The organism is Pseudoalteromonas fuliginea (assembly GCF_000690055.1).
In the GTDB taxonomy this organism is placed as follows: Bacteria; Pseudomonadota; Gammaproteobacteria; order Enterobacterales; family Alteromonadaceae; genus Pseudoalteromonas; species Pseudoalteromonas fuliginea.
Window position 1 is genome coordinate 136,953 of record NZ_JJNZ01000024.1, and the last position, 12,818, is coordinate 149,770.

Sequence of the window (12,818 nt, forward strand, 5' to 3'; positions counted from 1 at the left end):
CATTTAAAAGAGCATAAAAAAACGACCGAAACAATCTTAAAACTTAAGATGTCGGCTGTTTGATTATATCTACGTTGAGTTCCAAATCGGAACTCCTGTTTATTAGCTTGAAATCCAAGCTTAATTTATCCTTTCTAGTTCCCTAGGGAATTTTGAAAGCCTGCGTATTATAGAGGTATTGGTGATAAATGCAACAACTATTTAGAAACAATACAATGACCACTAATTTGATTAAATAAGCGCCCGTACATACTCACTGGCTATACTTGAACTAACACCTCTACTATTAGTCAATTAATAAGTTAACTACTCAATAGCGCAAACTAAAGGATTTTTAGATATTATGGTATCCTATTGCGCTAATTTTGCCTTTAATACTCTCAATATGGTGAGTCGATGCGTATTTTTAATTATTGTTTAAATGTTTTGTCTGCTGGATTTAGCCGCTTACTAGTACGAAGTAAAGTGCTGCCAGAGAACCCCATTGAGCAGTATGATCTAAACCCAGAATACCCTACATTTTATATAGTGCGTTTAAATTCACGATTTGATTTAGCGGCACTCACACATGTATGTAAAAAACATGGTTTGCCAAGCCCAATTGAAGAGCAAGTATTAGGCTCTCAGCATTTAGATCGTTTTATTGGAATCAAAAATCCACCACCATTATTTGGCGACAAAGCTAAACCAACAAATGCTTTAGCTCAAGGTAAGCAAATTATTGAACACTTAATTAATAGTGGTCAACAGAACGTACAAGTTGTACCTGTTACAATTTTATGGGGCCGCGATCCGGGTAAAGAAAAACCAGGTTTACGCACATTAATTACACACTCGGTAACACCTAGTTGGTTTAGAAAGTTTTTTGTCGTGTTGTTTTCAGGACGTGATAACTTTATTCGCTTTAGTCAACCTCTCGACTTATCGCTTTTGGTAAACGAGAAAGCCGATGTAAGTGAGTTACCACACAAATTACTGCGTGTCGCTCGCGTTCACTTTAAACGTCAAAAGCTCGCAGCTACTGGCCCAAAAATGCCATCTCGTGAACAATTATTTAATTCTTTATTAGCGTCCCCTACAATTAAAAAAGCAATCCTAGATGAAGCTAAAGCTAAAAATATTAGCCAAACTGAAGCTCGTCAAAATGCACTCAAGTTACTTGACGAAATAGCCGCTAATTATTCTGAAGCAATGATACGTGTAGCTGAGCGATTTTTAACGTGGTTGTGGAATAAGCTTTATAACGGTATTAATATTAAACACACAGAACAACTTCATGAATTGACTAATAAAGGCCATGAAATAATCTACATGCCTTGTCATCGCAGTCATATGGACTACTTGCTCCTTACTTACTCAATATATCATTTAGGCTTAGTACCGCCACATATAGCTGCAGGTATCAATCTTAACTTTTTCCCTGCCGGCGGGATATTTAGACGCTCGGGGGCATTTTTTATTCGTCGCTCATTTGCAGGTAATAAGCTTTATTCTGCCATCTTCAAAGAGTATTTAAGCCAACTGTTTATTAAAGGTTACTCTGTTAAGTTTTACACGGAGGGCGGTCGAAGCCGAACTGGGCGCTTACTTCCGCCTAAAACAGGTATGCTTTCAATGACCTTACAAGCGATGCTTCGCGGAATAGACCGTCCGATATCTATCGTGCCGGTGTACATTGGCTACGAGCATGTAATGGAAATAAACACTTACCTTAAAGAGCTGGATGGTAAAGATAAAAAAGGAGAATCTATTTTCGGTATTTTTAAGGCGATTAAAAACCTTAAAAACTATGGTCGTGGTTATCTAAACTTTGGTGATCCAATTTCAATTAATCAGTATTTAAACGACAACCAACCCGATTGGCGTGATTCAATACATCCTACCGATGTACAAAAGCCACAATGGTTAGGCACACAAGTAACTCAACTTGCTGATCAAGTAATGATTAAAATTAATAATGCAGCAGCACTTAATGCTGTTAACTTATTGGCGATGATTTTACTCGTTAACGATAAACAAGCATTGAGTAAGCCAAAACTTTTAGCACAACTTGATTTTTACCTACGCTTACAACGCGATGCCAGTTATAGCGATAAAGTAACAGCGCCTGACGAAACACCAGAGCAATTACTAACACATGCATTAAAGCTTAATAAGTTTGAAGTTATTAGTGATGAATTTGGTGAAATAATCACAATTAGTGATAAAGAAAAAGTCTTATTTAATTACTATAGAAACAATATTTTGCACTTATTCGCAGTACCAAGTTTAATTGCACTGCACCTATTTAAACAACACAGCACTACGATTACTCAATGCCAGCAACTTGTAAAAACATTTTATCCGCTATTTGCTAAAGAGTGGTACTTACAGCCTCTTGATGAAAACTATATAACACGAATTTTAGCTAACTTTGCTGATCAAAATTTAATTGAGTTTGATGGCGATAACATTCATATAACGAACAGTAATGACTGCCTAGCTAAGCTTGAAATGCTTGGACGAGCACTTAGCTTCACTCTGCAACGATACGCTATTGTAATTGGTTTTATTCAAACAAGTGATGGCATTGAAAAAGCAGAACTTGAAAGAGAAAGCCAAGTGCTCGCGCAACGTTTAGGCACACTGCATGGCATTAAAACACCTGAGTTTTTTGACAAAAAAGTACTTGTTAGCTTTATCGATAACTTGCGTGGAGAGTCATTAATAACAGAAGGTGATGAGGGCTTAGTAGGTAGCACACAGCTATGTGAAACCTACGCACACCTTAAAACATTACTGCCAGCACGCGTCTGGCAGTCAATCAGCGATATAGTACAAGACCAGTGTAACTAGCAATGCATTTACAGAAGGGGTTAGCGCTGGCGCATAACCCCTTCTTGCATTGTTGAGGCAACCAAATTGCCTTGGCGATCAAAAAACTGCCCACGTACTAAACCACAACCATTGCTCGCACTTGGGCTATCAATTGAATACAAAATCCAATCATCCATTCTAAATGGGCGATGAAACCACATTGCATGATCAATAGTAGCTACTTGCATATTTGGCTGCATAAACGATACACCATGAGGTTGTAATGCAGTTGGTAAAAACTCAAAATCAGACGCATACGCTAATAAGTAATTATGGATACGCTGATCGTCCGGCATTTCACCATTGGCTTTAAACCAAATATGTTTTACTGGCTCCATAACTTCTGGCTTAAACGGGTTATGAAATGTCACAGGTCGCATTTCAATTGGCATTTCACGGGTAAACTTATTACGGATGACTTCAGGAATGTGTGAAGCGTTATCTTGGTAAAACTCAAGCGATGAACGTAGTTCTTCAGGTGCGGGAACATCAGGCATCGTCGCTTGATGCGACAAACCATTTTCTTCACCCTGAAACGACGCAGTCATATAAAAAATAGGCTTACCGTACTGAATCGCTTTTACTCGGCGTGTACTAAAACTCTTCCCATCTCGAATAGTTTCAACATCATAAACAATGGGTTTAGCCGGATCGCCTGGGCGTAAAAAGTAAGAATGTAATGAATGAACTATTCGCCCTTCAGGTAGAGTTTCTTTGGCAGCAGAAAGCGCCTGCCCCATAACTTGACCGCCAAACACAGCACCAAAGCCTAAATCTTGGCTTTGTCCTCGATATAAACCTTGCTCAATTTCTTCAAGTGTTAACAACGACAATAAATCATCTAATACTTGGCTCATCATTTCTTCCTCATTACCCTGATATTCAAATGATACTATACAATAGTGGGAAGTAAATATATGTTAGGAATACTGTTATGGCTTACTGGCTTTTTAAAACTGAACCCGATGCGTTTTCATTAGATGATTTAAAAAACGCTCCAAAACAAACCACGCTTTGGGAAGGCGTACGTAATTACCAAGCGCGGAACTTTATGCGTGATGGCGTTAAAATTGGCGACTTGGTGATGATTTATCATTCAAGCTGTAAACAAGTGGGTGTAGCGGGTATTGCTATAGTTACAAAAGAAGCCTACCCAGATCCCACTCAATTTGATTTAAGTAGTGATTATTACGATGCTAAAGCCACCAGCGAAAATCCTCGTTGGGTTGTCGTTGAAGTAACCTATCAAAGCCATCTAAAAAAATTGGTGAGTCTTAAAGATATAAAAGCGAATGATTCAATTACTGAGTTAGCACTAAAAAAAGCAGGGCGATTATCTGTTATGCCAGTCACAGAATATGACTGGCTGCAAATAGTGAAGATGGTTAGCACTTAGCTTTATTCTTTCGGTCTTTAGGCGCAATCCAAAGCAAAGAAGTAACCTGTGTCACAAAAAGTCACGACACTGATAAAAGAGCCTTTTTCATCGCCTTGGGTACGCTAACTATCGTTCCAAACTTGTCCAATCAACTTCACTACTTAATACTCGCTCTACAGATATGTAGTGCAAAATATCACCTTCACTTACTTTGTAATCAAGCGGTGGGTTTAAATCCATATTTTGCGCACTCAAATTGTGTGCAACGCCTAATAATATTGCATCATGTTCAAGCTTAAAATGATGAAACAAAGTGCCAAATTCCATATCTTTACAGTCTTTAGGTATTGCCAAACTAAATTGCGTATCACCATGGAGTGTAGAAAGCAGCTCCTCTTGTACACGGCTAGAACCTGGATCTTGCATTGAACGTACAAGTATTTCTGCCGATTTAGCACTGCTACACTCTACATTTTGACAATGCTCTAACAGCATATCTATTTTTGTCTCATCTAAGAAATGAGCACTGATATGGCAATCATCCTTAACTAAACGGCTTATACGCAGTGCAGTAGTAAATGTTTGATCGTCATCTTGCCCATCAATAATGACTTTATCGGCACGACTTATTGCAACACGCTCAAGTTCGGATAAATTTGTAAAACTGGTTAGATGTGCAAAATCAACATGTTCGTTAGTTAAAAAAGGGTGATCCATTTGCTCTGTTACCGCGAGTAAAATACGGCGGTCAGTTCGCTTCCTGTCAGCCAAAATGTAATCAATCATCTTTTTTGTACGAGTGTCGTGCCAACCAAAAATAATAATATGGTTAATACTGTGTGCAAAACTTTTATCACCAGTCATAGCGCGCCTAATTAAATAAGTAACTGTTTGCCCTGTTTTTCCAAGCAGGACACCAAATAAAGCTAAACCAAATGGGATCTGTACTAATGCTACCACCCAACGGCCAAGTTCTGTCGTTGGGCTAAAATCACCATAACCTACCGTTGATGTTGTTATTACGTAATAGTAAAAAAAAGTACTTGGGGGTATCAAGGCTTTTTCATTTGCGATCACTAATAAGCACCACGTAATAATAATATGCATAAAGGTAACAATCGCAACAGATTGCCAACTCACTTGCTCTATATGACTGCGTAATAACACGATAAAACGTTTAAAAATATGATGCATAGTTATTGCTAATAGATTAGTAAAATTACTCTGTAGTACGGTACTGCAAATTATACCACCATAGCAACAACTAGCTGTAATCGAAAAATAATAACTGAGCTATGAAGTTAAAAAATAGTAGACTATAGTTATAAAATAATTAGATTAGATAAGTTCATTATGGTTGGTGTTTTAGCTTCGGTTGATCAACGTACTCAGTTGGTTGGTGAAAACCGCTTAGAGTTGTTACTGTTTTATTTACATAGCCGGCATTTATTTGCACTCAATGTGTTTAAAATAAAGGAAGTGGTAAAATTGCCACATTTAAGCAAAATTCCCCATTCTCATTCCAAAATAACCGGAGTTGCGAATATTAGAGGTGAATCTATACCTGTAATCGATTTACGGCAGGCTATTTCTATGTCCGCAGTAAAATGCGCCGAAGACTGTAACTTAGTTATTACTGAATACAATAGAAGCGTACAAGGCTTTTTAATTGGCAAAGTTGATCAAATCGTCAATATGACATGGTCAGATATTATGCCTCCGCCTAGCTCTGTTGGTAAAAATCATTACTTAACAGCCCTCACTAAAATAAAGCGCGATGGCCAAGAACAGCTCGTTGAAATTATTGATGTAGAAAAAGTGCTTGCCGAAATAGTTGAATATGAAGTAGATATTTCAGAGGGAGTACTTGATCAAGGTATCGTCAATGAGTTTGCAGGACGTAAAATACTTCACGCCGATGACTCACCCACTGCACGTAAACAAGTAAGCGATACGCTGTCACAACTGGGCATTGAGATTGTGCCTGCAAGTAATGGCTTAGAAGCTCTTAACATGCTTAGAGGCTGGGCTGATGAAGGGCGGGATGTCGAAAAAGAGCTCTTAATGGTAATTACAGATGCTGAAATGCCTTCAATGGATGGCTATCGCTTAACCCATGAAATACGTAATGATAGCAGGCTTAAAAATCTCTATGTCGTCCTTAATACTTCCTTAAGTGGTAGTTTTAACGAAGCTATGGTAGAAAAAGTAGGGTGTAATGCATTCTTATCTAAGTTTCAGCCAGACTTACTCGTTGAAGAAGTACAAAGCCGTTTAAAGATAGTGCTTAATTATACGTAGACAATAGGTACCCTTTTGTATTGTCTACGTATACAGCTTACTGAGATATTTCTTTAATCGTAGATTATCAACTCGATAAAATGGTCATCGGCAGGCTTAATATGGGGTTCTCTGAATCCGCAAAATGCATCATTACAGCTACATGCCCAGCCACTACAACTGCATACATAACAGCTGAAAAGCCTTGGCCATATTTATCTAGCGGCATCAAATGTGAATAGTGACGGCCTCGCCATTCAAATACAATCTCCAGCGCACCGACAAACAAAAAGAATACCAGTAACATCAAACCAAATGTGTAACTCAGCCATAAGCCAAATAGTACCCCGAGTAAACATACGCTCAAACCAATCCATGAACGCATTGAAAAACTGATACTTTTTAATACATGCCCACCATCAAGCGGTAAAATTGGTAACAAGTTAAATAAATTTAATAACGCACTAAGCACCGCCACACCGGCAAATATTTCCATCTCTGTGGCATAATATAAAACCACGCCCAATACAGAAGTAATTAAACCAAATGCAGGCCCCATTAGTGATATAACTACATCTTGCCAACGCGTTGTTATTTTATCGTCACTAACAGCGAGTCCACCCACAAATGGGATTAGGTAAATGCCCTTGGTTTTTATGCCAAAGTATTTCATTGCGCGCACATGTCCGTACTCATGTACGACCAAACAACCAATTAGCATTAGTGCAAATTCGATACTAAATAACCACGCATAGCCTGCAACAGAAGCCCCTGCAAGCACTACTTTAATTACCTTGGCACTTTTAAAAAGCTTAAAACCTAATGCTGCTAATCCTAAAAAGCCTTTTTTAGGTGCTGCATTTACCGGGGCAGGTAACGCAAGTTGTGTTGCAAATTGCTCATCTACAAATAGCGAAATGCTTTGCTCTTCCACTGCCTCTGTATCAATACCTATTACTTTGTTGTCGTAAGTAAATTGATAATAGTTTTCACGAGGATTATCAAAGGTAATGGCTTGTTGAGCATGAAAAACTTGTACAATCTTTTGCCCTGAAACCATAAATGAAAAAGGCTGTTCAGCTAAAGTAAGATCTATTCTTATCATAATTAAAACCGTTTAAAACAATGGCGTTAGTATACCGAATCGGCTAAAAAACACGAGTAACGGTAGTTAGTAACTTTTTAAATAAAATTATTTAAAACTGACAAACGCAAAAAATACTACTACTTTTATAGTAATAATACGCCTTATTTTGAAAGGGATAACAATGAAGAAAATGGTACCAAATATTTTAGTCGTTGATGATTCAAAGGCAATTTTGATAATTATGGAAGCCATACTCAGTGAATTAGATATGTCTGAAAAAGTTGTTACCTGCTTAAGTGCTGCCGAGGCACTCGAAAAAGTAGCCAATGACATAAACCGCTTTGACGCTGTTTTCACCGATCTCAATATGCCTGAAATGGATGGAATGGAATTAATACGACATCTCGGAGCATTAAATTATCAAGGCGGAATAATTATTGTGTCTGAAATGGACCATAAAGTAATTAGCCTAGCAGCTGATCTGGCAAAACAACACAACGCACACCTGATTGGTAATATACCAAAACCTGTTCAACTATCCAAAATGAGAAAATTACTTACCAAAGTAGCAAAATTAAATTGTCACACTTTATTAAGAGAGAGCCTGATCTCAAAAAGTGAACTTATTAAGGCATTAAAAAATGATGAGGTAACACCCTTTTATCAACCTAAAGTTAATGCGATTAATAATAAAATAGAGAGTGTTGAAATACTGGCGCGGATTGTATCAAGTAAGGATGGTAGCATTATTTTACCAAATCGCTTTATTAGCCTTGCTGAGCAGTACAATTTAATTAATCAAATTACATTCTCTCTTTTTGAAAAGGCCACCAGCGAATTTTCAAATATAAAAGCACAGCTCGGTCACGATTTTAAAATGGCATTTAACTTATCACCTATCCAACTTGATGATCTAAATTGTCCAGATAAATTACTGCTAATTTTAGAGCTTAATCAACTCACTCCTAGTAACATTATTATTGAAATAACAGAACAGCATGCACTCTCAAGCCTCGCACAGCTTGAAACATTAAACAGATTAAGAATGCATGGTTTTGGAGTGTCGCTTGACGACTTTGGTGTTGGTTTTACTAATATAAACCAACTCAGAAACCTACCCTTTACTGAAATTAAAATAGATCGCTCCCTCATTAGTAATATAGAAACTGACTTATTTTCTCAGGTTATTGTTAGTTCATTGGTTAATATCACGAACAAAGAGCATTTAGATTTAGTAGCCGAGGGTGTTGAACGACCAGAAGAGCTTGCCTATCTAAAACACTATAAAAAAGACTTAACCATACAAGGCTTTCTATATAGCTCTCCTAAACCCAAAAATGAATTTATAGATTGGGCTAAAAATTGGCTAAGAACTGATGGCAGCCCCGCTTAAAGCGGTACTAATATTTACTCGGGGCCTGTTAGCTAATTATCACCCCGAGTGTGCTTATCTTCTTCACTGACTATATGCGCACTACTTGCTAAGCGTTTGTGCCAACGTTGCTTAGCTACTGCTCGCATATTAGTTGATTGGTCACGCTCATCTACGATTTCTAATCCCATTAAAGCTTCAATCATATCCTCTAGCGTTACAATTCCTTGTACGTCACCGTACTCATCAACAACTAAGCATATATGTGTGCGCTTTGTTAAAAGAGTTTGCAGTAATGACGATACATTCTGAGAGGTTGGCACCGTATAAATGGGCTTAATCAATTTGCTAATTTTGTAATCAGTACCTAAACGGTGAAATGCCAGCATAATATCGTTTTTATGCACAAACCCTACAATATCGTCGCTGTCTTTATCAAATACCAATATACGAGAAAATGATGACGAGCCGTGATCGTTTAAATACTGATTAACAGTCAAATCTTTATGAACTTTAAAAATGACCGTACGAGGTGTCATTAAATCGCATAACTTTGCATGTCTAAAGTGCAATAGGTTACGAATTATTTCAGACTCATCTTGATGAAGCGCCCCTGATTCAGTGCCTATATCAGCCATAGCCTCTATTTCTTGACGGATGTAATACGCTTCGTTGTGCTCTGGCCTCATCAGGTTAGTGAGCTTTTGTGCAAACCAAACAAAAGGCTTTAAGGATATAACTAAAAAGCGTAATGAATAGGTCACACTTGGCGTTAAAGCTCGCCAGTAATTAGCACCTAATGTTTTAGGAATAATTTCAGAAAGAATTAATACAAGTAACGTCATAATAGCTGATGCAATACCCACAGCTGCGTCGGAAAATACGACGGCAGCTTGTGCCCCCACTCCGGCAGCACCAGCAGTGTGAGCAACTGTATTTAAAGTTAAAATAGCAGCTAAAGGCTGATCTATATTGTTTTTAAGCTTTTCGAGCCGTTTAGCAAGCTCAGGATGCTCTTTTCTAAGTGATGCAACATAACTGGGCGAAATACTTAATAGCACAGCCTCCATCACAGAACATAAAAACGATATCACAATCGCCACTACCATATAAACTATCAGTAAAGTCACTTTCTCTCCTCTATATTCGGTATGTAAGCATAGTAACAATACATGCTATATTTGACCAAACTTCCAATAATAATAGGCACAATAATGAAATTTAGCGCACCTTGGTGTCATCAAAATAAGCTAGTCAAACGCGCAGCAACTCTTTTAACGCTTAGTAGCTTAAGCTTTGCAGCAATAGCAGCACCATTGGATAAATCAAAAATTCAATTTATCGGCCCACTTGCCGAAGACATGCAGTTAAAGCCTTTTCAAACACCTCACGGTGAGACCATTATTAACAACCTATTACCGCAATTACAAGCAGACTCAGAGAGCTTTTCTGTATTTGGGAAAAAACAAAATTGGCAACCATTTAATAAAATTAATGCACTTACTCTAGGTGGGTTACAAGCACTAAAATTTAATATTGAAACAACCCGCTTCACACAAGGTACGCTTACCTTAAAAGGGCTCGAGCAAGGTCAGTTATTTATTAATGGTGAACTACAAACTGGCGATAAAAATAGCTATAAGCTAGCTTTGAATAACAGTACTCACACTGTTTTAATAGTAGCTCAGCAAGTAGCTAATTGGCGCGACGTAACGCTTGATTTTGCACCTAAAAGCGAGGTTGATAAAATTACGCTTAGCACTTCACAAACAAAACGTTTATCTGCAAAACAACTGTTTGACGCCCCTACAATTAGCCAATTATCACTCGCACCTAATGCCAAGCAGTACGTTACTACCACGCGCACTTATAGCGATAAAACACAAAACCAAGCAAATACCGTTACTGTACTTAAAGATGCAGATAATCAAACGCTTTATCGCTTCGAAGCAGGCCAACCAAGTAACATTATTTGGAGTCCAGATAACCAATATTTAGTGTATTTGTTAAATGGTGAGCTTAAACAACTTAACCGTAAAAACTTCTCAATAAAAACATTAGCAAACGATTTAGAAGGAGCCAATGGCTTTACCTTTTATAACGACACCAGTCTTTTGTTTAGCTGGTCTAAATCACCTGAGAGCACTAACAGCTTAACCAAGCACTATAAAGGTCTACAAGATCGCTGGTCGTATGCACGTACCACCAGCCAAATTTATATGCTTGATACTAAAAGTGGTTTAACAAAAGCACTTAGCCAAGGTCCTCTTTCTTACAGCCTTGAAGATTCAAATAGTAACCGTGGCAAAATATTAATGAGCCGCCCAGTAATGGCAATGCAAGCATCAACCCACCCTGAAACAGAGTTAGTCGAACTCGATTTAAAATCAAACAAGCTTTCATCGCTTGGTAAATTCAAAACGTTTAATTTAGCCAAATACGCAAATAAAGATACTTATGTAGTTGCAGGCCCTGACTTTAAAAATGGCGCAGGTAGAGCTCTACCAAAAGCAATGCTTGCTAATAACTACGACGGGCAACTTTACCTACTTACTGAAGGCGGTAAAAACGTAAAAGCACTTAGTAAACAATTCGATTCTGCTATTGGCCAACTGCACGTTTTAGAAAACGGCGATGCGCTCATTAAAGTAACAGAGCAAGACACTCAACCACTTTACCTATTTGATTTAAGTAAACAGCGCTTTAAAAAGTTAAATACAGGATTGGATATTGTTGAAAAATTTAGTTACTCGCACGACCGTAATACCGAAATTTTATTAAGTGGCACTAACGCTTTAGCGCCACAACAACTAAAGCGCCTTAACGTAAGTAAAAATAAAATAGATTTAATATGGGATTCAAAACCAAGTAGCTATGCAAATACACGACTCCCTACATTAGAAGAGTTTAATTTTAAAAATAAACATGGGGTTGAAATAACTGGCCGCGTTTATATTCCTAGCAATTTAGATAAAACTAAAAAGCACCCGGCGCTCGTGTATTATTACGGCGGCACTTCACCAGTTACGCGTGGTTTTACAGGTCGTTACCCGTTTAACTTATGGGCAGAAAATGGCTACGTTGTTTATGTAGTACAACCTACTGGCGCAACAGGGTTTGGACAAAAGTTTTCAGCGCAGCATGTTAATGCCTGGGGCGACTACACTGCAGACGATATTATCGAAGGCACGCAAGCCTTTTTAAAGAAATACGACTATGTTGATAGTAAAAAAGTAGGTAACTTAGGGGCATCGTACGGTGGCTTCATGACCATGTTATTAGCAACTAAAACCGATATATTTAGTGCTTCAATAGCTCATGCGGGTATTTCTAATATTACCTCGTATTGGGGTGAAGGTTGGTGGGGTTACTTATATTCTGGCGAAGCATCAAAAAATAGCTTCCCGTGGAATAACTCTGAGCTGTACAGCCAACATAGTCCTGTATTTCATGCCGACAAAGTAACAACACCTATGCTACTTCTTCATGGTGATAGCGATACCAATGTACCTGTTGGCGAGAGCTTAACAATGTACACTGCGCTTAAACTGCTTAATAAAGATGTAGAGTTAATAGAATACAAAGGCGCCGACCACCAAATTTTTGCACGCGATAAACGATTTAATTGGTGGAACACCATGCTCGCATATTTTGATAAAAAACTAAAAGACGAGCCTCAATGGTGGGACTCCATGTATAAAAATGACTGAGCCTGGACCTTAAAAATAACGACTTAATACAGGTTTATTAATAGCAGTATTAATTATTTAGCACCTTTGAATTAGTTTAAAGGTGCTAATCTCATCCTCTCATAACGCCTTTCTCTCTTTTGAAATATTAAGTTA

Annotated in this window: 9 protein-coding genes; 5 read left to right on the forward strand and 4 right to left on the reverse strand. The window is 37.9% G+C overall.

What is annotated here, in order from left to right:
* Positions 1–396: 396 nt before the first annotated feature.
* Positions 397–2,835: a glycerol-3-phosphate 1-O-acyltransferase PlsB gene (gene plsB / locus DC53_RS12125; protein ID WP_033029271.1), complete on the forward strand. Its 2,439-nt coding sequence runs from the start codon at positions 397–399 to the stop codon at positions 2,833–2,835.
* A 20-nt stretch (positions 2,836–2,855) separates the two neighbouring features.
* On the opposite strand, the gene tesB is transcribed toward plsB, so the two are convergent.
* Complete coding sequence (gene tesB / locus DC53_RS12120; RefSeq protein WP_002957902.1) at positions 2,856–3,713, reverse strand: acyl-CoA thioesterase II; 858 nt, start codon at positions 3,711–3,713, stop codon at positions 2,856–2,858.
* 77 nt (positions 3,714–3,790) lie between these two features.
* On the opposite strand from tesB, the gene DC53_RS12115 reads away from it, so the two are divergent.
* Complete coding sequence (locus DC53_RS12115; protein ID WP_033029273.1) at positions 3,791–4,252, forward strand: EVE domain-containing protein; 462 nt, start codon at positions 3,791–3,793, stop codon at positions 4,250–4,252.
* 108 nt (positions 4,253–4,360) lie between these two features.
* On the opposite strand, the gene DC53_RS12110 is transcribed toward DC53_RS12115, so the two are convergent.
* Positions 4,361–5,428: a potassium channel family protein gene (locus DC53_RS12110; protein ID WP_033029275.1), complete on the reverse strand. Its 1,068-nt coding sequence runs from the start codon at positions 5,426–5,428 to the stop codon at positions 4,361–4,363.
* A 159-nt stretch (positions 5,429–5,587) separates the two neighbouring features.
* Here DC53_RS12110 and DC53_RS12105 point away from each other — a divergent pair, with 159 nt between their 5' ends.
* Positions 5,588–6,535: a chemotaxis protein CheV gene (locus tag DC53_RS12105; protein WP_033029277.1), complete on the forward strand. Its 948-nt coding sequence runs from the start codon at positions 5,588–5,590 to the stop codon at positions 6,533–6,535.
* A 67-nt stretch (positions 6,536–6,602) separates the two neighbouring features.
* Here DC53_RS12105 and DC53_RS12100 read toward each other — a convergent pair whose 3' ends face one another.
* Positions 6,603–7,619, reverse strand: coding sequence for a metalloprotease (locus DC53_RS12100; protein WP_007376186.1), 1,017 nt, complete (start codon positions 7,617–7,619; stop codon positions 6,603–6,605).
* 163 nt (positions 7,620–7,782) lie between these two features.
* On the opposite strand from DC53_RS12100, the gene DC53_RS12095 reads away from it, so the two are divergent.
* Complete coding sequence (locus DC53_RS12095; RefSeq protein WP_033029279.1) at positions 7,783–8,994, forward strand: EAL domain-containing response regulator; 1,212 nt, start codon at positions 7,783–7,785, stop codon at positions 8,992–8,994.
* A 32-nt stretch (positions 8,995–9,026) separates the two neighbouring features.
* Here DC53_RS12095 and DC53_RS12090 read toward each other — a convergent pair whose 3' ends face one another.
* Positions 9,027–10,103, reverse strand: coding sequence for a hemolysin family protein (locus tag DC53_RS12090; protein WP_033029281.1), 1,077 nt, complete (start codon positions 10,101–10,103; stop codon positions 9,027–9,029).
* An 84-nt stretch (positions 10,104–10,187) separates the two neighbouring features.
* Here DC53_RS12090 and DC53_RS12085 point away from each other — a divergent pair, with 84 nt between their 5' ends.
* Positions 10,188–12,683, forward strand: a complete 2,496-nt coding sequence (locus DC53_RS12085) for an alpha/beta hydrolase family protein (protein WP_033029283.1) — start codon at positions 10,188–10,190, stop codon at positions 12,681–12,683.
* The last annotated feature ends 135 nt before the right edge of the window (positions 12,684–12,818 follow it).

What these genes read in the sequence shown, in the direction of transcription:
- plsB (WP_033029271.1), top strand. Translation starts at nt 397, where the DNA reads ATGCGTATTTTTAATTATTGTTTAAATGTTTTGTCTGCTGGATTTAGC.
- tesB (WP_002957902.1), bottom strand. Translation starts at nt 3,713, where the DNA reads ATGAGCCAAGTATTAGATGATTTATTGTCGTTGTTAACACTTGAAGAA.
- DC53_RS12115 (WP_033029273.1), top strand. Translation starts at nt 3,791, where the DNA reads ATGGCTTACTGGCTTTTTAAAACTGAACCCGATGCGTTTTCATTAGAT.
- DC53_RS12110 (WP_033029275.1), bottom strand. Translation starts at nt 5,428, where the DNA reads ATGCATCATATTTTTAAACGTTTTATCGTGTTATTACGCAGTCATATA.
- DC53_RS12105 (WP_033029277.1), top strand. Translation starts at nt 5,588, where the DNA reads ATGGTTGGTGTTTTAGCTTCGGTTGATCAACGTACTCAGTTGGTTGGT.
- DC53_RS12100 (WP_007376186.1), bottom strand. Translation starts at nt 7,619, where the DNA reads ATGATAAGAATAGATCTTACTTTAGCTGAACAGCCTTTTTCATTTATG.
- DC53_RS12095 (WP_033029279.1), top strand. Translation starts at nt 7,783, where the DNA reads ATGAAGAAAATGGTACCAAATATTTTAGTCGTTGATGATTCAAAGGCA.
- DC53_RS12085 (WP_033029283.1), top strand. Translation starts at nt 10,188, where the DNA reads ATGAAATTTAGCGCACCTTGGTGTCATCAAAATAAGCTAGTCAAACGC.